Source organism: uncultured Salinibacterium sp., assembly GCF_963974405.1.
In the GTDB taxonomy this organism is placed as follows: domain Bacteria; phylum Actinomycetota; class Actinomycetes; order Actinomycetales; family Microbacteriaceae; genus Rhodoglobus.
In genome coordinates this window covers 103,443-125,541 of sequence record NZ_CAXBBH010000004.1, presented here as the reverse complement: position 1 = coordinate 125,541, position 22,099 = coordinate 103,443, and the positions used below count along the sequence as shown (strand labels likewise).

Here is a 22,099-nt window from a genome sequence, read left to right as displayed (position 1 = left end):
GCTCGCAAGCGCGGCGGATTAGAACGCGTTCTGGAGCTCGCAGACGACATCCGCTTCGATAGGGGTGCCATCTTCAAATGCACCGGTGAAGCGCACTTCGACGATATCGCGGCTGCCGTCGGCCGTTCGCGGGCCGAGCTCTGTCAGTGTGGAGATCGTGCCCTTGGCACTGCTGCCGACGCCCGCAGCTGCCTCTTGATCGCGGAATCTGAATCTTTCTTCGCTGGTCGCGATGTAGTTCATCAGCATGTCCTCGTGGGCTTTGACATTGTCGACAGCAATGATCGCCGAAATGTCGCCTTCGTTGAGGTCTCCGACGTCTTCTTTGCCAGCGAGTCGGCTGATTTCGCAGTTGCCGGTGAAGTCGGCAAATTCGACGCCGTTGATGCGGAGCGTGGCGTTGCCGACATCGTCGGAGCTGAGGCCACCAGCGGCGGGTTCCTCTGACGTCTCCTCGTCACCTGTGGTCTCATCCGTCGTCGTGGATTCTTCTGTCGTGCTTGAATCTGCGGGCGCGTCGGCGGCGGGGGAACAGGCGGCGAGTGTCGCGCTGACGGCGAGAACGAGTGCCGCGATCCGCGCTTTGCGCGCCCAGAGGAGCGACGAGGGCATGAGGGAGGAGCGCGCAGTAGTCATGGCATCAAGGTTCCTCGCCTGCAGCGCGGTTGGGCAATACGTCTTTCGGCGTAGCCGCGCGGGTAGGGTGTTGGAGCATGGGACTGAGCGATACTGACGCGCAAGCAGTGCTTCGGGTTGCCGGGCGGCTCACCGAGCATCCGCCGCTCGAATTTGCGGATGTTCTGGATGCTGTGCGCGAACTAATCGACTGCGACAGCGCATCCTTCAATGACATGGTGCTCGCGACGCGCGACTTTCGGTACGTGATGTCGCCCGCCGGCGAGATTGCGAAAGCGACCCGGCTGAAGCCGCAGTACGACAAGTACTTTCACGAGCACCCGCTGATCACGGCGGCGACGTCTACTCGCGGTCTCGGCGCCATCCGTTTCTGCGACGTTGACGGTGGCGCGGACTTCACCTCCACAGACTTGTTCCGCCACTTTTACGGGCCATTCAACGTGCGTTTTCAGCTCGTGGTGGAGCTGCCATCGCCGCCGGATGTCGTGGTCGGGTATGCACTCAACCGCAGGGAAGCGATGGGGGAGTTCAGCGATCGCGACGTTGCCGTGATGAACGCCCTGAGCGGTCATCTCGCGATGCATCATCGTTTTGCGCTCGATGTCGAGCGCTCCCGCCTCGTGGATGCGGAGATGGATCGCTACGCCTGGGCGGTCGTTTCGGTGCGCTCGGATGGTGTGGTGGAGGCGTCGTCGTCGACGGTGTTGGATGCCGGAGCCCGAGTTCCCGACAGCCTCGCGTCAATTATTGCCGACACCGCGCACGCGCCCGGCAGCGATTCTCGTCACGAGGTGATGATCGGCACACAGCGCTGGCATTGCATTGTGCATGCGGTGCGGATGGGGCCCACGGTTCTGTTGCTGCGTCGGCAACAAGATGTTGCAGCGGATACGGATGTGCTGATGGATGCCGGGCTCACCCCTCGCCAGGCCGACGTGCTGATCGCGCTCGCGCGCACCGGAGGCTCGAACAACGAGCTCGCGCAGGAACTTGGCATGTCAGAGTCGACCGTGAAGAAGCACCTCGAAGGGGTATTTCGGGCGCTTCAGGTCACGAGTCGTGCTGCGGCGGTGCTGCGGTTGCGCGAGCTCACGGAGTCGTAATCGTTGGTCCCTCGTTGACTCGGATGGGTGCGCCGTGGGTGATCGCCACGAGTTCGTCGAAGGTCAGCGGGAATACGGTGCGGGGTGTTCCGCCCGCAGCCCAGATCGTGTCGTAGTCGTTGAGAGACTCATCGACAACCGTTCGCACGCGCGAGGGGTGACCCACGGGGGAGACGCCTCCGATTGCTTGGCCGGTCACGTCGCGCACGAGTGCGGCGGGTGCCATCGCGACGGAGGTCGCGTTCAGTTGCTGCGCGAGAAAGTCAGTATCAACGCGGTGGCGACCGCTCGTCATCACCAGAGTCGGTTCATCGTCGACGAGGAAGAGCAGGCTGCTGGCGATCGCTCCGACCTCGCAGTTGAGGGCGGCAGCGGCGTCTGCTGCGGTTCGCGTGGAGTCAGGAAGTTCCCTCACCTGGCCGCTTATGCCCGCATCCGCGAGGTGTTGCTGAACGATTTGGCTGCGTTCGGGCAGTTGCTGGTCACTGGTCATGATGGGCGCCTTTCTGATTGACGGAGTGGGGGTAATGCATGATGAGGATGGCCTCGGCGTCGTTGCCGACGGCGGCGAACCCGTGCGGCTTGTCTCCGCGGTAGCGGATGCTCTCACCGGGCCCGAGCTCACGCTCCTGGCCCTCGACCCCGGCCTGCACGCGGCCGCTGATGACGGTTATCGTCTCCTCGACGCCGAGGTGGTGGGCATCGGAGCGCTGTCGATGCGTTGACACGGTTGTTCGGTACGTCTCGATCGTTCCCGCGCTGCTGGCCCATTTTCCGATGAGGGTGGCGGTGACCGACGTGCCGGAGACAACTGCGGCTGTCTCGTCGGCACTGTTCGGGAGCAGGGTGCCGAGAGGAACCTGCAGGGCAGTGGAGAGGGCGAAGAGGGTATCCAGCCGTGCCCCGCGGAGGCCGTTCTCCAGCTCCGATACCGTGCCTTTGCCAATCCCGCTCCTGCGGGCAAGCTCCGACAACGACAGCCCTCGGTCTTCGCGTGTCTGTCGGAGTTTGGTGGCGAGCGAGTCATCCATAAACATATTATCGTTCTGCTAACAGAACGATGCAAGAGGCGTGCACAGCGCACAGTAGAGGGACGGATGCCGTAGCTGTGCGCTGTACAGTGAAGACTGGCTATGGTGCGGCGGGCGCCACCACGCTGAGGATCCAGGTCACGCCGAACGGGTCGGTGACCATGCCGAATCCGGCGCTCCATGCGGAGGCAGCGAATGGTTCGACGATTGTCGCGTTGGCCTCTTGGAAGTCAACGAGTAGTGCTTCACGAGCTACGCGTCGCGCGGCTCGGGCTAGGGCTCAGGATCAGGATCAGGCTCAGGCTCAGGATCAGCGATGATCTCGGGCGAGAGCATCCGCCGCTTCACAAGGGCAGCTTCTGCAGCCAAGATACCCAGCACGACCACGGCACCGATGGCGAAGAGCAGCAGCACGAATCCGAAGTCGGATTCGGGAGCTAAGACTTCGCCCGACTCGGTTTGCCAGGGCCAGAGGGCGCGGAGTGAGCCGAGCATGAGGCCCGTCATGATGACGAGAGTGATGCGGCGGCGGTTCTTCAGGAGCCACTGCAGCCCCGAAACGAAGAGGCCAAGACCGACGATGGCGCCGATCACGAAGGCGCCGAGATAGCCAAAGTTGCGGTCATTCACGGCGGCGAGAGTGGGGGCATACATGCCCAAGATCAGTAGCAGGTAAGAGCCCGAAACTCCGGGCAACACGAGAGCGCAGACCGCGAGGGCGGCAGCGAGCGAGACGATGATGAGCGTGGGATCCGCATCGTTACCGCGCGGCAGGCTCGTGAGGGCAACCGCGACACCGGCAGCCAGGAGGCCGATCAGCACCTCGGGGGCCGTCCAACGACCGCCGACCATGCGAGCAGGCACGATGAGCGACGCCGCAATGAGTCCGGCGGAGACTGCACGCGTGCCGGTCGGGTATTGCTCGATCAGGGGAGCGAGCACCGCAGCGCCCGCAAGAATAGCCAGCAGCATCCCGCCACCGATCGGCAGTACGACGTTCCAGCGCACCGAACGGAAATGGGCGACAGCGCGGGAAAGCCCACGACCGCGAACGCCATCAGCGATCGTGAGAGCGACACCACGCGCGAGATGCCCGGCGCCATCGATGAGGGTGTCGTAGACGCCGACGAGGAGGGCGATGGTTCCGCCGCTGACTCCGGGAACGATCTCAGCGAAGCCGATCAGCATGCCGCGGAAGGCATCGCCAACAGTGCGTATGACGGGGTGAACTCGGGTCATCGCTTACTCGTTCTCATCTCATTGTGTCGTGCAAAAGGCCATGATCCTGCACTCCGCAACCCTAGATTGAGCGGCAATTGCCACCCGCAGAATTAGCCAGCACAGCAGCGCCGTGCAGATCAGTCGATCTAGTTTAGGTGGCCGCAACAGAATGAACAGCCGAGTATCGAATCCGGTGCTGTAGCCCTTAGCCTTGATGAGTGACTATGGGCAACAACAACCGACTTCGGGCACTCCAACAGCGACTGAGTCGATCCCTCATCACTATGGCCGGGGGAGCCCTGCGCACCAACAATGCGCCCACCCAACTCCTCTCGCTACCGGGCAACGAACAACAACTCTCGCAGCGTCACGCGCGCTCCGTTATCGACCTCTGCTTGCGTGCCGGCGAAGCAATGCTGGCGACCGGGGCATCCGCAGCCGACGTTGTTGCAACAGTGCTGCGCATCAGCAACGCCTACGGCGTGAGCGGGATGCACGTCGACATCACCTTCACATCGCTCACCGTCTCGGTGCACCGCGGGATGAACGAAGACCCCATGTCCATCATGCGCATCGTGAAAGTGCGCACCATCGACTACACGCGCCTGCAAAACGTGTATTGGCTTATCGACCAGATCACGGGCCCCGACGGTCCAGGCGATGTGGATGAAGCGCGCGAACAGCTCAGCGTCATCCTCACGACGCCGCATCCGTATCGCCGGTGGGTTGTGACCGCAGGCAAGGCAATCCTCGCGGCCGGTGTCGTCGTGATCTTCGGTGCCAGTTTCGTGCTGGTACTTGTGGCTGCAGCATCCGCCGCCATCTCCGACGTGCTCACGCGCCGACTCGAACGCCTGTCGGTTCCCGCCTTCTTCGCCCAGATCGCGGCCGCTGGCGTCATTACCGTGATCGCGGTCTTCATGTTTTGGCTGCGCTCCGTCGGCATCGACATCCCAGGTTCGAACAGCCCCACCGTCATCGTGATCTCCGGCATCATCATGCTGTTGTCTGGGGTGGGGCTCACTTCAGCCGCCAGCGACGCGATCGGCGGCTACTACGTCACCGCCACCGCCCGAGGCCTCGAAGTAATGATGATGACAGTCGGCCTAGCCGTCGGCATCTCAATCGTGCTCAGCATCTCTCTGCGCCTCGGCATCCCCGTAGCGGTCGGTGACTCGCTCGGTGACAGTCGCAGCGTTATCTCCGGGATGATCGGCACAGCGATCATCGCCGTCGGCTTCGCCCTGGCCTCCTATGTGCGGATGCGATTGCTGCCCATCATGGCAATGGGTGCCGCCCTCGTGTTTGCCGTCTACTGGTACGTGCTGCCCCTGATCTCCTCACCCGGACTCGCCCCCGCCGTCGCAGGAACCGCCGCCGGCGTCATCAGCTACCTCCTCTACCGCTGGCTGAAAGTGCCAGAGGGTGCCACCAACATGGTCGGCATCATCGCGCTGCTGCCCGGACTCGCGCTCTACCGCGGCATCTACGCGCTCATGGACTCCGAATACGGAGTCACCGAAGCGTTGCCGTCCATGGTCATGGCGCTTGCCACGGGGCTCGGCCTTGCCGCCGGCACCACGATTGGCGGCTTCATTGCCCGCCGCACGTTCGGCTTCGACCGCGCGGCCATGCTTGCGCTGAAGCGGTCGCGCACGCCGCGGTAGCTGCGTGATGACCAGTTAGGCCAGCTCATCCGCAACACTGGGATGAAGGTGCTTCGACTCCAGCGCGACCACCGCCTGCGATGCAGCCGCGGCAAGCGCCTCTTCGATTGTCGCGCCCGCCAGCGTTGAGTGCAGAAACCCGGCGAAGAACGCATCACCGGCACCATTCGAATCGCGAACGCGGGCAGGCTCCGCCGCTACCCTGTGGAGCCCCGCAGCATCGAACGCCACAGCGCCTTCAGCGCCCAGGGTGCACACTACCGCCGTGGCGCCCGCGTCGACTCGCGCACGCATGAAAGGCAGAGGGTCGGGCATCCCATCGGCGTTCATAAAAAGATACGAGGCGGCCCGAACAAACGGCTCATGGAAGTCTGATTTGTCGTCGTAATCATGCAGATCGGTCCAGATCGGAATGCCCAGTGTTGCCGCGTCAGGCAAGAGGGCTCTCGATGCTTCCGATAAATCCATCACCAGCGCATCCGCACCATGCCCCAAGTCGCGAAATCGTGCAGCATCCGGTTCAGCACACTCGGGCGTTGATAGGTAGAGAGACACTCGCTGGCCGTCTCGGGTCATCAGATTCAGGTGTTGCTCGCTCGCACCGGGTACGGAGTCGCTGTGAACATTGATCCCGGCCGCCTCAAGCACCGAATGAAGCCGCACAGCAGCGTCGTCGTCGCCGACCACAGTAAGGCAGGTGACTTGCCGCCCCAGCCCGGTCAGGTGCAGTGCCTTGCCAGCGGATGTCCCACCAACGGTCTCAAAATTCTCCAGCGCAAATTGCATGTGGGGGTGCGGTTCCGGCAAGTGATCGAGATAGACGATTCGGTTCCACGACACGGGGCCCGAGATGAGGATCTGGTTCGGCATCCTCACACAGTAGTGGCGTCAGACGCGTCGCTGAGTAGTAGCCGTGCGTTCGACTGGATTCGGAATTTTGCAAGCCCCAGACTGCTTGTCGTTTGTGTAACTTCGCGTCACACAACAATGGCGCAGCGAAACTCGCAATACTCTCGAAAGGTGACCGCTGTGGAAATCTTGCTGGTGCTTCTCGGCCTCGTAGCACTCGCTACGGTGCTTGGTCTGGTGTGGCGTGCTCAAACAGGCCGCGTTAAGCGCACTCGCCAGAGCGGCTTGAAAGACTCGACCGCTGCAGTTGACGACTCTCGAATTACGATTGACGGCGCCGCCCCCTTCGGTAGCCGCGTCACTCTGCTTCAGTTCTCCACCGCAACCTGCTCGATCTGCCCAACGACTCGTGCACAACTGAGCGCGCTGGCCGCCGAGCTCGACGACGGAACCGGCGCCGTCGTTCACGTCGAGGTGGATGTCACCTCTCGGCCCGAGATCGCCAACAAGTTCAAACTGTTGCAGTCTCCGACCACGTTTATCCTCGACGGCGACGGTGTGCTGCACGCACGCATCGGCGGAGCGCCCAAGATCAACGACGTCCGTGCCGAACTGCACCGGATGCTCGCGCCAGCGCTGGTCTAACGACTAGCCACCGCGGCCGCTAAACGTCCGACAGCGCCGCCAGCGCCACCTACCCCTCAGCCCCGAGACAGCACAGCACACCCGAGACAGCACAGCACACCCGAGACAACACAGCGAGAGACCCATGACGAACCAGAACAACGCGACCCCTGCGAGCCAGCTCCCTGCATCCAAGGCAGCACTCGCCGCCAAACTTGGCCAGCCCGGAATCGACCCTCGCGGGCCTCGTTTCGGCGCAGGCATCACCGCTGTGCTCTTGCTCACCGTGATCGGGCTGGGATTGGATTCCGCAGCGGCGCTCCCGGCCTCGATCGCCGACCGCGCCAGCCAGCCCGCCTTCATCCTGTTCGCGGTTATCGCCGCGCTCTTCGCGTGGGGCGCGTTTGCTGGTGTGCACCGTCACCCCTACGGTCTCTTCTTCAAGGCGGCCATTCGCCCCCGATTGAGCGCACCGAGCCACCTCGAAGACCCGCGCCCACCCACGTTTGCGCAGGGCATCGGCCTCCTCATCGCGGTGATCGGCCTCGCGCTACACCTCGCCGCCGTTCCCTACGCCCTCATAATTTTTGCAGGGATGGCGTTCATCGCGGCGTTCCTGAACTCGGTGTTCGATTACTGCCTCGGCTGCCAGCTCTACGTGCTGCTCGTGCGTGCCGGACTGGTGGGGCGCGGGCGCTCTGCGTCGTAGGTGTCACCTAAGTCGTGGCTGGCGAGCGGATGCCAGCGGTAAGTTGGAAACATGCAGCGCACGAGCATCGCCCTCCGCTTGATCATTCCGGCAGTCTGGCTGGGGCTGATCATCGCGATCTCGTTTTTAGAAACTCCGCTGAAGTTTCGCGCCCCCGGAATCACTCTCGAACTGGGGCTCGGAATCGGTCGACTCGTGTTCTTCGCCATGAACCTCACGGCGTTGGCGCTCCTCGTGATTCTCACGGTCGCGATGCTGCGTCCGCGCGCCCGGCGATTGCAATGGGGACTCCTTGCGGGGCTTTGGGTGACACTGTTGACCGAGATTTTCGTCATCCGCCCGCCGCTCAATGCGAGAACGGATGCACTCCTAGCTGGTCACGAATCTGCCGGCTCACTGTGGCACTACTTCTACATCGCCGCTGACGGAACCATCTTTGTGCTGCTGATCATTTTTGTGGTTGTGACTGCTCGTCAATTGATTCCTGCGGTTGCGTCGAGTCGTTCCGTCGACGACTGACACCCCACACGGTGAGAGCGATCGCGGCAACCGCAATGATCGCGACCACGTCGATGAGGGGGTTCGAGAGCACGCTTCCGCGCTCCTGGAACCACACCAACACATCGGTCGGGATGAGACTCGGCAGACTGACGAGACCGTTCGTGAACCAGAAGAGGGCACCAACGGCGACGATGAGAACCCCGGTGATGACCGACGTGCTGTGAAATTCGCGACCGAGCACGCTGAATGTGCGGCCACGCAGCACACCGCGACCTCGAACGCTCAATTTTTGCCACAGTGCCGCGATAACCACTAACGGCACGACCATGCCGAGGCCGTAAACAGCGAGCAGCGCACTCGCGTTCCAGAGGTTGGTCTGGCCGAAAGCAAGAGTGAGAATTGCGCCCAGAATTGGTCCGGCGCAGAACCCTGCGACGCCACCCAGAGCGCCAAGGAGCAGAGTGCGAAGCAGACCCGTGCGCGCGGATGCCGACTCCTGCAGCTTTGTGGCGCCCGGAAGGAGGCGGGATAGATCGAACCCGAATCCGAAGATCTGGGCGACACCAAGCACTACGAGCACGACTGCCGTGATCGCAATGATGAGGCCACGTTCGCTAATGAAGAATGATCCGAGTGCGCCCAGACCCAAACCGAAGGGCACGAGGGTGAGGGCGAGGCCGAGATAGAAGACCCCGCCGTGCACGAGCAGCTGAAGCTTGGTACCCACCGTGGAAGCGAAGAAGGCAGGCAACAGCAGTGCGCTGCAGGGGCTCAGCAGCGCAAGCATCCCGCCAAGGAACGCGGTCAGTAGCCCGATCTGCACGGCTTAGCCTTTCTGGGCTGTGTCGAGCGCCGTCTCAATGGCGTTGACAAACATGTCGGTCGGTTGCGCGCCAACAATGGGTAGCCCGTTGAGGAGGAACGAAGGGGTGCCGGTAACACCGAGCTGTTGCGCTTCAGCAGCGCGGGTAGCGATCAGCTGTGCCACAGCAGGAGAATTCATGTCGGCCACAAATTGTTCAGCATCGAGCCCGAGCTCGGCTGCGGTTGCCACAAGCGCCTCTTGGCTGAGTTCGGCCTCTGTGCGGTGGTTCCCGTCTGGATAGAGGGCGGTGTGGAACTCCCAGAACTTGGACTGGAGTCCAGCAGCGTGGGCGGCACGAGCGGCGCGATCGGAGGCCTCGCCATACATGTTGATGTCGCGCCACTCGATGCGTAGATCGCCGGCTTCGGCGAATTCCAGCATGACGGGCAGTGTCTGAGTGGTCCACTTTGCGCAGAATTGGCATTGGTAGTCCGAGAAAACGATGAGCCCGACGGGAGCGTCGACGGGGCCGGCAGCGTGAACATCGTTTGCGTCACGATACTCGTAGACCGTGAGATCGGGCGCTTCTGTGGGCGCTGCGCTACTCTCCGCTGACTCGTTGGCGGGAGCTGCTGCGGGCTGGTCCGGTCGCAGCTGCAGGAGCACGTTGGCCAAAAGGAGGCCCGCGATCACAATGATGCCGATCGGAACAAGCCACCCCCGCTTTCGACGTGGTTTCGTTTCGGTGGGGTTTGCGTGGTCGCTCATTCATGTTCCTCTCGGCGTGACACCAACTTCTAAACCTAGTCGACTATGCGGGATAGTAATGAAACGGGCATCATAGTTACTATGAATAGAATTCGTCGCTGGGCTCAGGCCTCGAAAGAGTCTCTAGTCTTCGCGGGGCAAGCGCTCACGACGTGGAATGCTCGACAGATTCTGGCCGCTGCCGGGGCGACGATTCTCGTGGGTCTTGTCATCGGAATCGCCACGGTTCTCATTCCGAACAGTATTTTCTCGCGCGACATCCCGCCCGTCTGGTGGAACTATCCCGTGTGGATCATCACCTCAGCCATGACTGGCGTGCTGATCGCTACTTACGTTCGCCCGTCCGGCCACAGCACGCAGGCAGCCGCGTCGCGCACACAACCCACCCAAGCTACTGATGTGGATGCCGCTGCCGACGGCCCCGTGCAGGCATCCGGTGATCAAGAGGAACGCCGTACGAGCCGGTTCGCCCTCGCCGGCAGCATGCTGGCCTGGTTCGCAGTCGGTTGCCCCGTGTGCAACAAGATCGCACTGCTTGCGCTCGGCTACTCGGGAGCCCTCACGTGGTTTGCGCCCGTGCAACCCTTTCTCGCGGTGGGCGCCCTCGTGCTCTCAGCGGTCGCGATGGTCTGGCGGCTCCGAGGACAGGTTGCGTGCCCGGTGCCCGCCCAGCCTGCCCAGCGCGACCTGGCGACCGCATGAGTGAGCAGCCGCTAGTGGATGCACCCTGCCGACCGTTACCGCTCGGAACGCTTGAGCAGCATGTGATGGACGCGCTCTGGGATTCGGGGCCTTGCACTATTCGCGAAGTGATCACGGCGCTGGGCTCTCGGCATGCCTACACGACGATCGCAACCGTGCTCGCAAACCTCGATCGCAAGGAGCTCGTCATCTCTGAGCGCGACGGTCGCTCTGTGACCTACTCGGCACGGTGCACGAGAGAACAGCATGCGGCACGACTGATGGAAATTGCCCTCGCGACAAGTCGTGATCGTGCGACCGCGATTCTGCACTTCGTCGCGACTCTTGAGCCGCACGAGCGCGAGCTGCTGCGCAACACGGCCCACGCCGAAGCGCGAAGCACGAGCTACTAACTACTGCTCGATGAGCATCGGGCGAGTCGCTTGACAGCACGTAGGCTCAACCCATGGCTATCTCCCGCATCGAAGAGCTCGACTTTCAAGAGACCCCGATGGGGGAACTCACGCTGCGGCGTCGACGTGAACCCATGCTTGAGGTTGATGTCTACGAGGTGAAGCTCGGCGAGGAATACCTTATGTCGAGCCTCTTCACCGTCGCCGAAATTGCGCTCTCCGACCTCGGGCTTGCTGCCGCCACGGGCGAGAAGCTGCGCGTCGTCAACGGCGGTCTCGGCCTCGGCTACACCGCGGTCGCCGCCCTCGCGGATTCGCGGGTCGCGTCGCTCGAAGTGATCGACGCCCTGCCCACGGTTATCGACTGGCACAAGCGTGGCCTGCTCCCGGCATCCGCGGAGCTCACGGGTGACAGCCGCACCACGCTCACGCACGCCGACTTCTTCGCCGTCATGCGAGCCGCGCCGACAGAACCGTACGACGTGATTCTTTTGGATGTCGACCACTCGCCCCGCCACCAGCTCGATCCCAGCCACGCCGACCTCTATACCGTCGACGGTCTTCGGCGTGTGCGGGCGCACCTCACCGACGGCGGCGTTTTTGCGCTCTGGTCAGATGACCCGGCCGACGACGAGTTTATGGAGAGCCTCGGGCAAGTCTTCGAGAATCCAACGGCCCATGTCGTCGACTTTGACAATGCTCTAACGGGCGGGGTGTCGTCCAACACGGTGTACGTCGGGACGCGGGGCGCTACTGTTCGTCAGCAGTAGGGTCTACATCGATGTTCAGCACATCGTTCATCGGGTTCAACTGTGCCAAGAGCACAGCAGCATTTTCGGCAACTCGACGGGCTGAAGCGCGGACAAGGTCGATTGCTTCTTCATCCACGCCTAGTAAGACTTCGGTCGCAATTGAGAACTCAATGTGGCCAGAGGCTTCCAAGTGACGAACTATCTGCTTATGAAGCCGTCGGCTTGTGCGCTGTGTGCTCTTTTCGCTGGCCGCATTGCGGTATTGCGACACACGCCTACGGAGGTTCTTCGACTCCCCGATGTAGACCTCATTTCGTCGGACGCCCTCACCGCCGACGAACGTGAATCTGTAAAGCCCTGGTTGGCTGGGGAGCGCAGGAAACTGAGGTCTGAGGTTGTCGTCCAACGACAATTGGCCCGCTGAAAGCCACGTGAATTGTAGAGCGGCGGTGACAGTGTCGGACTCGACCAATTGATCCGCATCGAATGTGATCGCACTTGGCGAAGTCGATCGCGTGACGGGGGAAGTTAGCTCCGCTCGTTCGTCGTGATCGATCGCGAAGCCGAGTCGCTTCAATTGTCGCCGCGCAGTCTGTGATTGAAACTGGCTATGAGAGAGTCCAGTTGCAATGCTGAAGGCCTGTTTGACGGGCCAAACCTGCGAATCGATAGTGACGGTGTACTGGTGCAACTTTGCGGGAGCGTGGTTCTTTGACTTTCTTCGAACCTCATCTGGAGACAGTGAAAACTCAGTGCCGTTTACCGTGAACTCCATAATTTCCCAGCTTCCTCAAGTGTGCAGGTGCTCACGAGGCTATCGGCTGCGACTGTCATCGCGACACGTCACCAATTCCAGTCGCGCAACGCAGCTAGGCCTTCATGACAACACGAAAAGTGGCGCCCAACCCGTAGGTTGAGCGCCACTCGTTCAGTTCATCGCGTTCTGGGGAGGTCGCGATGAGCTGCTCCTGCTGGCTCTACAAAATGCTGCGGTTAGACGCGTCCACCGGTCAGTTTGCGAGCGAGGAAGACGATGACTGCGAGCACTGCGAGGACGACTCCGACCCAGAGGAGGAAGTTCAGAGACTGAACCAGTCCGCCCGTGAGGAGCAGGATGACGGCGATGATCGCGACAATGATGAGGAGGGTGTTCATAGTGTGCCTTTCGGGACGAGAGTAGGGGGAGTGTTCCAGAAGCTCTGGAGGCTATTCTGAGAGTGCGTCCTTGACGTTCTCGCCGGCCGTCTTCAGGTCTGCCTTGGCCTGATCGGCTCGACCCTCAGCTTCAAGTTCTTCGTTGTCGGTAGCTTTTCCGGCTGCCTCTTTAGCCTTGCCCGTGACGTCTTCGGCAGCGTTGTCAAACTTGTCTGATGCGCTCATGTGAGTTCCTAATCGTGTGGGGGAGTTGGGTGGCGTGGCGTGCCTGCCAGCGCTGGCGTAGAGCGGCCGGCACGCCACAGGCTGAGAATATTCTGGATGCACGCTGCGGGACTTCACCCCTAGGGGTGAACTTTCCCCCACGGTCCCACGCAGGGACTTATCGTTGAGACATGAATCCTCTGCGCGTTGCTCTCGTCAACGATTACGAAGTCGTCGCGAGTGGCGTCGTGGGGATGCTGCGCTCGTACACCAACCGCATCCGCGTGGTGGAACTCGACCTTAATAAGCAAGTCGACGAGCATGTCGACATTGCGCTTTACGACACGTTCGCTGGCACTCAAGGCGACAGCGCGGCAGTGCATCAGCTTGCCGAAAACTCATCGGTTGGTTCGGTCGTGGTGTACTCGTGGAACCTCGACCCGGCGCATGTCACCGCGGTTCTGCGCAATGGCGCCGACGGCTACGTCTCGAAAGGGTTGCCCGCAGCCAAGCTCGTGGCAGCGCTCGAGGCAATCCACGCGAAGAGCGAACCGGTCCACCTCGGCCTGAACGCTCGCCCCGTTGTGGCCGGCGACTGGCCTGGCCGCGAAGAGGGCCTTACCGAACGCGAAGCAGAAGTGCTTGCCCTCATCACGCAGGGCCTGTCGAACTTGGAAATAGCCGAACGCACGCACCTCTCGATTAACTCCATCAAGACCTACATTCGCAGTTGCTACCGAGCGATTGGAGTGACAAGCCGCACCAACGCGGTGCTGTGGGGCATCGAGCACGGCTTTAGGCCCGATCGCGTGAGGGTCGAGCATCCGGAGCCTTCGCCGGGAACAGCCGAGATCGCGGTTAATGCGTGAAACAAGCCAAGCGCTCAGGATCGCAGACGACAGAATGCGCCCAATGAAAGACCGTGTAAAGCCGGTCACGGCAACAGCCAGGTGGTTGAGGTCCGGCGTGACGAGAACCCGCATCATGCAGGCCGCCAAGACCGGCCTCGCCGTCGCCATAGCCTGGATGCTTGCACCCTACCTTCCTGGCGTCGCCGATAACTATCCCTACTACGCACCCCTCGGTGCAATCGTGGCGATGTACCCCACGCTCATGGGGTCAATGAAAAACGCTGCCCAAACGCTCGGAAGCCTCGCCGTTGCAATCGCCTTGGCCGGTGCCGTCATCATCTTTAGTTCGCCTAGCGTTCTCACAATGTCGCTGGCAGTCGGCCTCGGGGCCCTCATCGCCGCTACGGGCTGGTTTGGTGCCAACCGTGAATACATTCCCGTCACGGTACTTTTTGTGCTGATCATCGGTGGACCGGATGCTGACGACTATTCGCTCGGCTACCTCGAGCAGGCCACCCTAGGCATTGTCGTCGGCCTACTGGTCAACCTGCTAATTTTTCCGGCGCTCACCCACAACGCGGTCGATCAACAACTCTCGAATTTCCGTCGTGTGCTTGCCGATCACCTCGCTGACATCGCGGAGGCTCTCGCCGAAAGTTGGCCGCCAGAACGTGACGGCTGGGCCTCTGCCAAAGACTCGCTCGTGGCAGTCTCGCGCCAGGTGCGCGAAGCAGTGCTCCTCGCTGACGAAAGTCGCAAAGCAAACCCCCGTGCCCGCCGCTACCGCCGAGATGTGAAAGCGGATTACGATGAGCTTGCTGCGCTCGAGAATGTGACCTTCCACGTGCGGGACATCACCGATGTGTTGACGGGAGCAGTGTGGGGAACCCCCATTAAAGTGCAGTTGAGACCCGAACTGCGGCCCGCACTGAGCGAGGCTCTGGCGGCCACCGCCGCAGTGCTTCGCGACTGGAATTCCGAAGACGCACGAAGTGCTTCCCACTCGGCCGCGACCGATGCCCTTGCTGCGCTCACTGCGGAAATCGACGACCGCAAAGACACTGCGTCGGCAACGACGATGGGCGCCTCTGCCGCGATCTCGATGGATCTTGCGCGCATTCTGGCGGCGCTCAACGAACGAATCGAACATGCTCAAGCGCTCAATGCGGAGGCTGCGGAATAGTACGGAGGTGGGCTCTACGATGATCTGCGCACCCACCGCGTGCAGGAGCAGCCCAGTGCTTGCAGCAGCATCCCAGCGTCGGAGGGAAGGATGAAGCCATGACTCCCGCAGGTTTTCCGCGTTCGTTGCCCCGCCCGAAGCCCATCACGCCCAAAGCCGGGCAAGAATCTGTGTGGGACTACCCGCGACCTCCTCGAGTGGAGTCGCGTTCCGAGCGCGTAGTAGTGCGGCTCGGTGGGGAAGTGATCGCCGATACCAGTGGTGCCGTCCGCGTGCTCGAGACGAGTCATCCCCCTGTCTACTACCTCCCGATTGAGGCGTTCGTCGACGGCGCACTTCGACCGGTGGAAGGGACAAGTTTCTGTGAGTTCAAAGGAGAAGCCCACTACTTTGACGTGCTCGGTGGGGGAGCCGTGGCCGCCCGTGCGGCATGGAACTATCCCGAGCCCGCTCGAGGATTCGACGCATTGGGCCCCCGCATTGCGCTCTATCCGGGGCAGATGGATTCGTGCGAAATCGATGGCGAGCGTGTGACGTCTCAAGTCGGCGACTTCTACGGCGGCTGGATCACCACCAACATCGTTGGTCCGTTCAAGGGCCCGCCGGGCACGATGGGCTGGTAGCTCACACCGGCGCTGCTTCTCTGCGAGGGTTACTGCGCGCCCGATCCGCACGGCCTCTCGCATCCCCTAGAGTGTGCAGAAAGGTGCTCCGCCAGAGCGCGACAGTGATGAGGCTCACGCCGGCTTTGCTGCTGCGCGAACGTGACTTCTCCGGGCGCCGCTACCGAGAAGAGTGACAATGAGCGACGCGGTTCCCATCGCCCCAGGCTGGTACCCCGATCCCGCGACTGGTGGAACGAGATATTGGGAGGGGTCGAGATGGACCGGTGATGTGCGACCGCGCCGTAAGCCGTTTGCGGCCTCGTCCAAATCCGGAGTAGCAGCGATCATTGCGATTTGGATGGGTGTCGGCTGGCTTCCCCTTGGAATCGGAGCGTATTCAGAGACCGGACAGGGAGGCTACATCGTTGCCGCGGTGCTAATTCCGCTCGTAGCGGCCGTAGTTGCCGTCTATTTCCTGCGGGGAAAGGGCCCGTCTACTCAAGAAGTTGAAGCGCGACTGGCTCAAGAGCGAAAAGAAGCGAAGGCAAAGAGGCGAGACGCAAATATCGCTGGCTTCGCGGCAAACATGTGGAGCCTAGTAAAACCGCGCCCCGAAGCGGCGCCGGCCAGTGGCGAATCAGCGGCAAGCGCTCAAATCAATGCGATCGCTGACCCCGAAACGGCCAAGGCCCTTCTGAAGCTGCAGAATTTGCAGTACACCCGCACGATCACTGACGACGAGTTTCAGGCGGCGAAAGATAAGCTGCTCGGCCCCGTGACGGCATTCGACTCGTTCTCGCAGATTGAGAAGCTTGCGGAATTGCACGAGGCAGGCATTCTCGGCGACGTTGAGTTCGCTTCGGCGAAGGCGAAGGCTCTCGGGATCTAGTCGCCAGCACCGTGCCGACTGCATCTCCGCCAGGATGTCGGTGCGCGGTCTCTGGTCTAACTCCTGACATAGCGCGCTGCTTTGTGGCTAGGATGCTGTGTGATCGTCACCCGCTGATGTGCTGACTTCTGCGGTGTTGAACTCAACACTTGCCGAGCGCTCGAACAGCAGTTGACCTGAACAACGACTCGATGGGGAAAATAAATGGGTTTCATTAAAGCTTTCGCAGGAGCAATCGGCGGTACATTCGCAGATCAGTGGAAAGACTTTTTGACCCCGCCGACCCACTTGGCCCCGACGGCAGCAATCTTCCCCGCAGTTGCGCAGGGAACAAATGCCGGTCGTGGTTCCAACACCAAGGCTTCTGAGAACATCATCACGAACGGTAGCCGTATCGTCGTGCCTGAGGGCTACGGGTTGGTCACGTTCCAAGATGGCCAGCTCACCGGATTCGTCGGCGAGCCTGGCGGTTTCATCTTCACGTCAGAAGACCAGAACGCCGAGTCTTTCTTCGCCGGCGACGGCATTATCAGCTCGACGGTGAAGACCTCGTGGGAACGCTTCAAGTTTGGTGGCCAGCCTGGATCACAGCAGTTGGCGTTCTACGTAAATCTCAAGGAGATCCCGAACAACAAGTTTGGTACCCAGTCAGAAATCTACTGGGATGACGCCTACCTCGGAACTCAAGTGGGAGCCATCACTCGCGGTAGCTACACGCTCAAGATTGTTGACCCCATCCTGCTGGTCAAGAACTTCGTTCCCCTTACCTACCTCAACAGTGACGCCAAGGTGTTCGATTTCTCTGATCTCGACAACGATGCAGCTAGTCAGCTCTTTAACGAGGTCGTCGGGTCGCTTGCTTCTGCGTTCTCCTATTACACGAACGACCCCAGCAAGGGGAACCGTATGGCGCGCATTCAGGGCGACGCCGTTGGTTTTGCTCAGTCGCTCAGCGCGGCAGTCGACGACGGCTACCAGTGGACGACTGACCGCGGTCTCACGATCGAAAAAGTCGCGCTTCAGTCAATCGAATATGACGAAGACACTCGCGCGCTGCTCAGCGATGTGAAGAAGGCGGATGCCCTCGGTGGTGCCCGCGGAAACTCGTTCATGCAGCAAGCGGCAGCCCGCGGTTTCGAAGCCGCCGGATCGAACGAGGGTGGCGGCGGAGGCGGCGCAGGAATGGCGTTCCTCGGCATGGGTATGAACGCTGCTGGTGGTGCCGCGGCTGGGTTCCAGCAGCCCAATGCTGCCCCAGCGCCTGCTGCGGCAGCTGCGGCCCCCGCGGAGGAAGATCCCATGGAGAAACTGCAAAAGTTCAAGTCGATGCTCGACCAGGGCTTGATTAGCGAAGCTGATTACGAGGCGGCCAAGGCTAAAGTCCTCGGGTTGTAGTAGGTCGTGGCAATGGACAACCTCAACGCAGACAGTCCACACACTGGCCACGCGGCTCCGGTGCCGGAGGCTGCTCCCTCCGCAGCGGAGGTTGCTCCTCCTGCAGCGGCAGAAGCGCCTCCAACACCGCCAGCGTCCGTTGACGCTGGCGGCAGCGCACCGGTAGCGCAGGAGGATGCTGGTGGCGATACTCCCCGCATCGTCCGGACCGATGAGGGAGCTGAAGACGGCCTCACGAAGTGCGCCCGTTGCGGTTCAACGGAGATTTCGCTCAACGTTGCCAGCGGAAACCTCCGCTGTGGTTTTTGCCGCTTCGAGTGGACCGCGGAGAATGCGCTGGAAGCCTTCGACCTCAACGGTGACATTGGCAAGCTTTCGGGAATTGTTGTGGGTTCCGGATCCAGTGACATCATCCCTTCGGTCGAGGAAGTGCTCACTTTCAAGTGCAGTGCGTGTGGCGCAGAGGTTGTCATTGATACCAACAACAGCACGCAAGCGCGTTGCCATTGGTGTCGAAACACTTTGTCGATGAACCAGCAAGTGGATAACGGTGCTGTCCCCGACATGATCCTGCCGTTCACGATTGAGAAGGCGTCAGCCGTCGAGCGCATCGCGAAGTTTGTCGGCAAGCGCAAGTTCTTCGCCCACCCGGAGTTCAGGCGAGAGTTCAACGCCAGCAACGTTATGGGGGTCTATCTGCCCTATATGGTCGTGGACATTAACGCGCATGGCCGCTTCACGGGTCAAGGCGAACACCAAACTCGCTCCTACACGGTGAAAGTCGGCGACAACGACCAGAGAAGATACGACGCTGATCGGTATAGCGTGATGCGCGAATTCGACATCCACGTCAACGACCTCACCGTTGAGTCATCGAGCGACCGTCTTGACCAGGACACCTCAAAGAACTCGAACAACATCATCAATACGATCATGCCGTTCGACATCGAGAACTCGGTTCGCTACGACTCGAACTACCTGTCGGGGTTTACCTCAGAACGTCGAGACAGCAACCTCGACCAACTGACTCCCATTGCCCACACTCAAGCGGCGGATGTCACTCGTCATCGTGTGAACGACACTCTCAAGTTTTACGACCGCGGAGTTCGTTGGGACTCAGAAGAAGTCGATGTGCGTGGGCAGCGCTGGGTATCGGCCTATTTGCCGGTCTGGCTTTACAGCTACCAGCAGAAGAAGTCGGGCGGCAAGACGTTCCTGCACTACGTTGCGGTCAATGGGCGCACGGGGGAAACAATGGGCAGTGTTCCTGTGCACCAAGGCAAGCTGCTGCTGGTGTCGGGAATCGTTCAGCTATTTGGCACCGTGATTGGACTGGTTTTAGTGGCGGTGGGAGTGTGATGATCAACTACACGCTGATGGTTGCCGCGGGCACCGAGATCTTCGCGGCAGGATCATCCGATGATGACTCCGGGGGACTGGGGCTCGTTTTCTTGCTCTCGGGTTTTGCTTTCTACACCGTGATCTACCTGCGATACCGCAACGTCGATAAACGTCATCGTCATGAAGCTGAAACCGAAGCCGTTCTCCTCAACCTTGAAGAGCAAGACGTCTTTGTCGCGTCAAAGAAGGGACTGACGAACTCTCGGATGTCAGGAGCGAATAGCACCAAGGTTCACGGGGCTCTGAGGAAGTTCTTCTAGCAGCGCTGGCGGCGCTGGCGGCTTCCGAGTCAGTCGAGTGACGAGCGGTTTTAGTCGCGCCCCTGGTTGCGGCGACGGACGGCTCGTGGAGCTCGACCGCCGAGGAACGACGCGCTTGAGTCAATGAGGAACCCCTGGCTGAGCGCTTCGCGGCCGATGAGCATCCGGAACCCCATATCGCTGCGGTCGGTGAGAGTCGTTTCGGCTGTGACGGTCTGCCCAAAGAGCTCAACGTGTAGAAGAACAACGATGCGGTCTTCGCTGTGACCGGAGGAACTGCGCACGGCGCGACGATCGTGAATCTGTCGTTCCACGATAGTGGCGTCGTCACCGGATTTCTGCCACGGCACGACCGTAAACCTCACCCAGTCGGTTTCGTCAGCTCCGACGAATTCTTCAATTTTCGTCGCGTGGATGGCAGAACTGTGCGCGCCAGTGTCGAGTTTGGCCTTAATCCACGAAACGCCGAGTTCGGGCAGGGCAACCCACTCACGCCAGCCCGCGACCGTGTTTGAATGGGTAGGTTCTATCACCCCCATATCTTGACAGGTCGCCCCATGAAACTCGCTATCCTCTCCCGTGCGCCGCATGCATATTCCACGCAGCGACTTCGCGCGGCTGCTGAGCAGCGCGGCCATACCGTCAAAGTTCTCAATACGCTTCGGTTCGCTATTGATCTCACCGGCGATGAACCTGACCTCCAATATCGCGGCAAGCTGCTTTCGGACTACGACGCGATCCTTCCGCGCATTGGAAACTCCATTACTTACTTCGGCACCGCCGTTGTGCGCCAGTTTGAGCAAATGGATGTCTACACCCCGAACACCTCGAGCGGAATCACGAACTCGCGCGACAAACTCCGGGCAACCCAGATCTTGTCGCGCCACGACATCGCTATGCCCGCGACTACTTTTGTGCACAACCGGGCAGACGTGGAGATGGCCATTGAGCGCGTCGGCGGCGCACCTGTCGTCATTAAGTTGCTCGAAGGCACGCAGGGAATCGGAGTAATTCTTGCTCCGGACACTCAGGTCGCGAAAGCGATCATCGAGACACTGCATTCGACGAAACAGAACGTGTTGATTCAGAGTTTCATTTCGGAAAGTAAGGGCCGCGACATCCGCGCTCTCGTTGTTGGCGACCGCGTAGTTGCGGCGATGCGCCGGGTGGCTGTGGGGGATGAGTTCCGCTCGAACGTGCACCGCGGTGGCAACGTTGAAGCTGTCGAGCTTTCGCCCGAGTATCACCGTGCTGCCGTGAAGGCCGCACAGATCATGGGCTTGCGGGTTGCCGGCGTCGACATGCTCGAAGGTAAAGACGGCCCTCTCGTTATGGAGGTCAACTCTTCGCCAGGTCTCGAAGGCATCGAGCGAGCAACAGAGTTGGATGTCGCGGGCGCGATCATTGACTACATCGCCAATCAGGTCGCGTTCCCCGAGATCGATGTTCGCCAGCGTCTCAGCGTGTCAACGGGCTATGGCGTTGCCGAAATTGTTGTCGGAAGCGACGCGGATTTTGTCGGCAAGCAGCTCGGAGAATCTGGACTCGGCGAGAAAGATATCACCGTGTTGACTCTGCACCGCGGTTCCGCCGTCGTGCCCAACCCGCGGCGCAGTACCGTGCTCGAGTCCAACGATCGTCTCTTGTGCTTTGGCAAGCTCGAAGAGATGCGCGCGATGATTCCGGCACGTCGTCGCCGTCGCGCGAAAGTGCGCAAGCTGCCGCCTGAGCCCGTTGCTGAAGACTAAGACTGACCCCGATCGCGCGCGAATCAGCGAATGACGAGGTGCGTACGCTCATGACAGGTGGGTGTGCATCCGTTCGCCCTCGCTATTGAAGATGCTGAGCACTTGGGCGGGCGCCGAGCCTGCCGCGCTGAGGGAATGGGGCACACGGGTGTCGAACTCGGCAGCCTCGCCACGGGTGAGCACGAGATCTTGCTCGCCTAAACGCAGTCGCAGTTTGCCGGTGAGCACGTAGACCCACTCGAAGCCGTCATGCACTCGCAATTCGGGGAGGGTGTCCATCGGCGGGTAGGTGATTTTGTAGGTTTGAATTGCCGAGCTATCGGGGGCAAGGGGGGCGATTGTGATTCCGTGGCGTGTAACAGCGGTGCGACGCACTCGCGGGTCGCGCACTTCGGGCTGGAGCAAATCATCGATTCGGATGCCCAATAGCCGTGTCAGCGGAACGAGAAGCTCTAGAGACGCCTGACGTTTGCCTGATTCAAGCCGCGAGAGCGTGCTCAGCGACATGTTCGCGCTGCGTGCGGTTTCTTCGAGCGTCAAACCGCGGTCTCTGCGGGCGGCACGGAGCCGCGGACCAACTTGGTCGAGTTCTTCGGGCACACCGCATCCTTTCTCAACGCCCGTCACGGCAGTGCCGCCACGAGTGCA

General features: G+C 61.1%; 28 protein-coding genes and 1 pseudogene. 16 read left to right on the top strand and 13 right to left on the bottom strand.

Features of this window, described 5'->3' with window-relative positions:
- Positions 1 to 18 precede the first annotated feature (18 nt).
- Positions 19 to 636: a hypothetical protein gene (locus tag AACZ26_RS12990; protein WP_339622182.1), complete on the bottom strand. Its 618-nt coding sequence runs from the start codon at positions 634 to 636 to the stop codon at positions 19 to 21.
- Between the two features lie 77 nt (positions 637 to 713).
- On the opposite strand from AACZ26_RS12990, the gene AACZ26_RS12985 reads away from it, so the two are divergent.
- Positions 714 to 1,739, top strand: coding sequence for a LuxR C-terminal-related transcriptional regulator (locus AACZ26_RS12985; protein WP_339622180.1), 1,026 nt, complete (start codon positions 714 to 716; stop codon positions 1,737 to 1,739).
- On the opposite strand, the gene AACZ26_RS12980 is transcribed toward AACZ26_RS12985, so the two are convergent.
- The 4 genes and pseudogenes from AACZ26_RS12980 to AACZ26_RS12965 form a co-directional block, all read right to left on the bottom strand.
- Positions 1,726 to 2,232: a YbaK/EbsC family protein gene (locus AACZ26_RS12980; RefSeq protein WP_339622178.1), complete on the bottom strand. Its 507-nt coding sequence runs from the start codon at positions 2,230 to 2,232 to the stop codon at positions 1,726 to 1,728. The two genes, AACZ26_RS12985 and AACZ26_RS12980, sit on opposite strands and share 14 nt — an antisense overlap.
- Positions 2,222 to 2,770 (bottom strand): XRE family transcriptional regulator, encoded by a 549-nt coding sequence (locus AACZ26_RS12975; RefSeq protein WP_339622176.1) that lies wholly within the window; start codon positions 2,768 to 2,770, stop codon positions 2,222 to 2,224. The genes AACZ26_RS12980 and AACZ26_RS12975 overlap by 11 nt, the downstream gene beginning before the upstream one ends.
- Before the next feature lie 100 nt (positions 2,771 to 2,870).
- Positions 2,871 to 2,984: pseudogene (locus AACZ26_RS12970) on the bottom strand (VOC family protein); the annotation flags it as partial.
- Between the two features lie 59 nt (positions 2,985 to 3,043).
- A complete protein-coding gene (locus AACZ26_RS12965; protein WP_339622174.1) occupies positions 3,044 to 4,009 on the bottom strand; it encodes a DUF368 domain-containing protein in 966 nt (321 codons plus the stop codon).
- A gap of 206 nt (positions 4,010 to 4,215) precedes the next feature.
- Between AACZ26_RS12965 and AACZ26_RS12960 the strand changes: the two genes are divergently transcribed.
- Positions 4,216 to 5,658, top strand: coding sequence for a threonine/serine exporter family protein (locus tag AACZ26_RS12960; RefSeq protein ID WP_339622260.1), 1,443 nt, complete (start codon positions 4,216 to 4,218; stop codon positions 5,656 to 5,658).
- A 15-nt stretch (positions 5,659 to 5,673) separates the two neighbouring features.
- Here AACZ26_RS12960 and AACZ26_RS12955 read toward each other — a convergent pair whose 3' ends face one another.
- Positions 5,674 to 6,528: a carbohydrate kinase family protein gene (locus tag AACZ26_RS12955; protein WP_339622173.1), complete on the bottom strand. Its 855-nt coding sequence runs from the start codon at positions 6,526 to 6,528 to the stop codon at positions 5,674 to 5,676.
- 150 nt (positions 6,529 to 6,678) lie between these two features.
- Between AACZ26_RS12955 and AACZ26_RS12950 the strand changes: the two genes are divergently transcribed.
- From AACZ26_RS12950 to AACZ26_RS12940, 3 genes are all read left to right on the top strand, one after another.
- Positions 6,679 to 7,152 (top strand): thioredoxin family protein, encoded by a 474-nt coding sequence (locus AACZ26_RS12950; protein ID WP_339622172.1) that lies wholly within the window; start codon positions 6,679 to 6,681, stop codon positions 7,150 to 7,152.
- A 124-nt stretch (positions 7,153 to 7,276) separates the two neighbouring features.
- Positions 7,277 to 7,840 (top strand): DUF4395 domain-containing protein, encoded by a 564-nt coding sequence (locus AACZ26_RS12945; protein WP_339622171.1) that lies wholly within the window; start codon positions 7,277 to 7,279, stop codon positions 7,838 to 7,840.
- A gap of 51 nt (positions 7,841 to 7,891) precedes the next feature.
- The gene (locus AACZ26_RS12940) at positions 7,892 to 8,359 is read left to right on the top strand and encodes a hypothetical protein (RefSeq protein ID WP_339622170.1); all 468 of its coding nucleotides are present in this window, start codon (positions 7,892 to 7,894) and stop codon (positions 8,357 to 8,359) included.
- Here AACZ26_RS12940 and AACZ26_RS12935 read toward each other — a convergent pair.
- On the bottom strand, positions 8,289 to 9,164 hold the full coding sequence (locus tag AACZ26_RS12935) for a cytochrome c biogenesis CcdA family protein (RefSeq protein WP_339622168.1): 876 nt from the start codon (positions 9,162 to 9,164) through the stop codon (positions 8,289 to 8,291). The two genes, AACZ26_RS12940 and AACZ26_RS12935, sit on opposite strands and share 71 nt — an antisense overlap.
- Before the next feature lie 3 nt (positions 9,165 to 9,167).
- Complete coding sequence (locus tag AACZ26_RS12930; protein WP_339622166.1) at positions 9,168 to 9,914, bottom strand: thioredoxin domain-containing protein; 747 nt, start codon at positions 9,912 to 9,914, stop codon at positions 9,168 to 9,170.
- A gap of 81 nt (positions 9,915 to 9,995) precedes the next feature.
- Between AACZ26_RS12930 and AACZ26_RS12925 the strand changes: the two genes are divergently transcribed.
- The 3 genes from AACZ26_RS12925 to AACZ26_RS12915 are packed head-to-tail and all read left to right on the top strand — an operon-like array spanning position 9,996 to position 11,778.
- Positions 9,996 to 10,616 carry a hypothetical protein gene (locus AACZ26_RS12925; RefSeq protein WP_339622165.1) on the top strand — a complete coding sequence of 207 codons (621 nt, stop codon included), beginning with the start codon at positions 9,996 to 9,998 and terminating at the stop codon, positions 10,614 to 10,616.
- 14 nt (positions 10,617 to 10,630) lie between these two features.
- Positions 10,631 to 11,008 (top strand): BlaI/MecI/CopY family transcriptional regulator, encoded by a 378-nt coding sequence (locus AACZ26_RS12920; protein ID WP_339622164.1) that lies wholly within the window; start codon positions 10,631 to 10,633, stop codon positions 11,006 to 11,008.
- A gap of 53 nt (positions 11,009 to 11,061) precedes the next feature.
- On the top strand, positions 11,062 to 11,778 hold the full coding sequence (locus tag AACZ26_RS12915) for a spermidine synthase (protein WP_339622163.1): 717 nt from the start codon (positions 11,062 to 11,064) through the stop codon (positions 11,776 to 11,778).
- Here the strand turns inward: AACZ26_RS12915 and AACZ26_RS12910 are convergent.
- The 3 genes from AACZ26_RS12910 to AACZ26_RS12900 form a co-directional block, all read right to left on the bottom strand.
- Positions 11,759 to 12,535 (bottom strand): GIY-YIG nuclease family protein, encoded by a 777-nt coding sequence (locus AACZ26_RS12910; protein WP_339622162.1) that lies wholly within the window; start codon positions 12,533 to 12,535, stop codon positions 11,759 to 11,761. The genes AACZ26_RS12915 and AACZ26_RS12910 overlap by 20 nt on opposite strands.
- 218 nt (positions 12,536 to 12,753) lie before the next feature.
- Positions 12,754 to 12,915 (bottom strand): hypothetical protein, encoded by a 162-nt coding sequence (locus AACZ26_RS12905; protein WP_339622161.1) that lies wholly within the window; start codon positions 12,913 to 12,915, stop codon positions 12,754 to 12,756.
- A 51-nt stretch (positions 12,916 to 12,966) separates the two neighbouring features.
- A complete protein-coding gene (locus AACZ26_RS12900; RefSeq protein WP_339622160.1) occupies positions 12,967 to 13,140 on the bottom strand; it encodes a CsbD family protein in 174 nt (57 codons plus the stop codon).
- Between the two features lie 170 nt (positions 13,141 to 13,310).
- On the opposite strand from AACZ26_RS12900, the gene AACZ26_RS12895 reads away from it, so the two are divergent.
- From AACZ26_RS12895 to AACZ26_RS12865, 7 genes are all read left to right on the top strand, one after another.
- Positions 13,311 to 13,988, top strand: coding sequence for a response regulator transcription factor (locus AACZ26_RS12895; protein WP_339622159.1), 678 nt, complete (start codon positions 13,311 to 13,313; stop codon positions 13,986 to 13,988).
- 97 nt (positions 13,989 to 14,085) lie between these two features.
- The gene (locus AACZ26_RS12890) at positions 14,086 to 15,153 is read left to right on the top strand and encodes an aromatic acid exporter family protein (protein ID WP_339622157.1); all 1,068 of its coding nucleotides are present in this window, start codon (positions 14,086 to 14,088) and stop codon (positions 15,151 to 15,153) included.
- 98 nt (positions 15,154 to 15,251) lie between these two features.
- Positions 15,252 to 15,776 carry a DUF427 domain-containing protein gene (locus AACZ26_RS12885; RefSeq protein WP_339622156.1) on the top strand — a complete coding sequence of 175 codons (525 nt, stop codon included), beginning with the start codon at positions 15,252 to 15,254 and terminating at the stop codon, positions 15,774 to 15,776.
- A 178-nt stretch (positions 15,777 to 15,954) separates the two neighbouring features.
- Positions 15,955 to 16,647 (top strand): SHOCT domain-containing protein, encoded by a 693-nt coding sequence (locus tag AACZ26_RS12880; protein ID WP_339622155.1) that lies wholly within the window; start codon positions 15,955 to 15,957, stop codon positions 16,645 to 16,647.
- A gap of 204 nt (positions 16,648 to 16,851) precedes the next feature.
- Positions 16,852 to 18,042, top strand: coding sequence for an SPFH domain-containing protein (locus AACZ26_RS12875; protein ID WP_339622153.1), 1,191 nt, complete (start codon positions 16,852 to 16,854; stop codon positions 18,040 to 18,042).
- A gap of 12 nt (positions 18,043 to 18,054) precedes the next feature.
- Complete coding sequence (locus tag AACZ26_RS12870) at positions 18,055 to 19,401, top strand: TFIIB-type zinc ribbon-containing protein (RefSeq protein WP_339622152.1); 1,347 nt, start codon at positions 18,055 to 18,057, stop codon at positions 19,399 to 19,401.
- Complete coding sequence (locus tag AACZ26_RS12865) at positions 19,401 to 19,703, top strand: hypothetical protein (RefSeq protein WP_339622151.1); 303 nt, start codon at positions 19,401 to 19,403, stop codon at positions 19,701 to 19,703. Before AACZ26_RS12870 ends, AACZ26_RS12865 begins: the two co-directional genes overlap by 1 nt.
- 50 nt (positions 19,704 to 19,753) lie before the next feature.
- Here AACZ26_RS12865 and AACZ26_RS12860 read toward each other — a convergent pair whose 3' ends face one another.
- Positions 19,754 to 20,242, bottom strand: a complete 489-nt coding sequence (locus tag AACZ26_RS12860) for a RimK/LysX family protein (RefSeq protein WP_339622150.1) — start codon at positions 20,240 to 20,242, stop codon at positions 19,754 to 19,756.
- An 18-nt stretch (positions 20,243 to 20,260) separates the two neighbouring features.
- On the opposite strand from AACZ26_RS12860, the gene AACZ26_RS12855 reads away from it, so the two are divergent.
- Entirely contained in the window at positions 20,261 to 21,451 is a 1,191-nt protein-coding gene (locus AACZ26_RS12855; RefSeq protein WP_339622149.1) for a RimK family alpha-L-glutamate ligase, read from the top strand.
- Between the two features lie 48 nt (positions 21,452 to 21,499).
- Here the strand turns inward: AACZ26_RS12855 and AACZ26_RS12850 are convergent, their stop codons facing one another.
- Positions 21,500 to 22,051 carry an XRE family transcriptional regulator gene (locus AACZ26_RS12850; RefSeq protein ID WP_339622147.1) on the bottom strand — a complete coding sequence of 184 codons (552 nt, stop codon included), beginning with the start codon at positions 22,049 to 22,051 and terminating at the stop codon, positions 21,500 to 21,502.
- Positions 22,052 to 22,099 lie beyond the last annotated feature (48 nt).

Excerpts from the sequence above, each read along its gene's own strand:
- AACZ26_RS12990 (WP_339622182.1), bottom strand. The coding sequence starts at position 636 with ATGACTACTGCGCGCTCCTCCCTCATGCCCTCGTCGCTCCTCTGGGCG.
- AACZ26_RS12985 (WP_339622180.1), top strand. The coding sequence starts at position 714 with ATGGGACTGAGCGATACTGACGCGCAAGCAGTGCTTCGGGTTGCCGGG.
- AACZ26_RS12980 (WP_339622178.1), bottom strand. The coding sequence starts at position 2,232 with ATGACCAGTGACCAGCAACTGCCCGAACGCAGCCAAATCGTTCAGCAA.
- AACZ26_RS12975 (WP_339622176.1), bottom strand. The coding sequence starts at position 2,770 with ATGGATGACTCGCTCGCCACCAAACTCCGACAGACACGCGAAGACCGA.
- AACZ26_RS12965 (WP_339622174.1), bottom strand. The coding sequence starts at position 4,009 with ATGACCCGAGTTCACCCCGTCATACGCACTGTTGGCGATGCCTTCCGC.
- AACZ26_RS12960 (WP_339622260.1), top strand. The coding sequence starts at position 4,216 with ATGGGCAACAACAACCGACTTCGGGCACTCCAACAGCGACTGAGTCGA.
- AACZ26_RS12955 (WP_339622173.1), bottom strand. The coding sequence starts at position 6,528 with ATGCCGAACCAGATCCTCATCTCGGGCCCCGTGTCGTGGAACCGAATC.
- AACZ26_RS12945 (WP_339622171.1), top strand. The coding sequence starts at position 7,277 with ATGACGAACCAGAACAACGCGACCCCTGCGAGCCAGCTCCCTGCATCC.
- AACZ26_RS12940 (WP_339622170.1), top strand. The coding sequence starts at position 7,892 with ATGCAGCGCACGAGCATCGCCCTCCGCTTGATCATTCCGGCAGTCTGG.
- AACZ26_RS12930 (WP_339622166.1), bottom strand. The coding sequence starts at position 9,914 with ATGAGCGACCACGCAAACCCCACCGAAACGAAACCACGTCGAAAGCGG.
- AACZ26_RS12925 (WP_339622165.1), top strand. The coding sequence starts at position 9,996 with ATGAATAGAATTCGTCGCTGGGCTCAGGCCTCGAAAGAGTCTCTAGTC.
- AACZ26_RS12915 (WP_339622163.1), top strand. The coding sequence starts at position 11,062 with ATGGCTATCTCCCGCATCGAAGAGCTCGACTTTCAAGAGACCCCGATG.
- AACZ26_RS12910 (WP_339622162.1), bottom strand. The coding sequence starts at position 12,535 with ATGGAGTTCACGGTAAACGGCACTGAGTTTTCACTGTCTCCAGATGAG.
- AACZ26_RS12905 (WP_339622161.1), bottom strand. The coding sequence starts at position 12,915 with ATGAACACCCTCCTCATCATTGTCGCGATCATCGCCGTCATCCTGCTC.
- AACZ26_RS12900 (WP_339622160.1), bottom strand. The coding sequence starts at position 13,140 with ATGAGCGCATCAGACAAGTTTGACAACGCTGCCGAAGACGTCACGGGC.
- AACZ26_RS12895 (WP_339622159.1), top strand. The coding sequence starts at position 13,311 with ATGAATCCTCTGCGCGTTGCTCTCGTCAACGATTACGAAGTCGTCGCG.
- AACZ26_RS12885 (WP_339622156.1), top strand. The coding sequence starts at position 15,252 with ATGACTCCCGCAGGTTTTCCGCGTTCGTTGCCCCGCCCGAAGCCCATC.
- AACZ26_RS12880 (WP_339622155.1), top strand. The coding sequence starts at position 15,955 with ATGAGCGACGCGGTTCCCATCGCCCCAGGCTGGTACCCCGATCCCGCG.
- AACZ26_RS12875 (WP_339622153.1), top strand. The coding sequence starts at position 16,852 with ATGGGTTTCATTAAAGCTTTCGCAGGAGCAATCGGCGGTACATTCGCA.
- AACZ26_RS12870 (WP_339622152.1), top strand. The coding sequence starts at position 18,055 with ATGGACAACCTCAACGCAGACAGTCCACACACTGGCCACGCGGCTCCG.
- AACZ26_RS12865 (WP_339622151.1), top strand. The coding sequence starts at position 19,401 with ATGATCAACTACACGCTGATGGTTGCCGCGGGCACCGAGATCTTCGCG.
- AACZ26_RS12860 (WP_339622150.1), bottom strand. The coding sequence starts at position 20,242 with ATGGGGGTGATAGAACCTACCCATTCAAACACGGTCGCGGGCTGGCGT.
- AACZ26_RS12855 (WP_339622149.1), top strand. The coding sequence starts at position 20,261 with ATGAAACTCGCTATCCTCTCCCGTGCGCCGCATGCATATTCCACGCAG.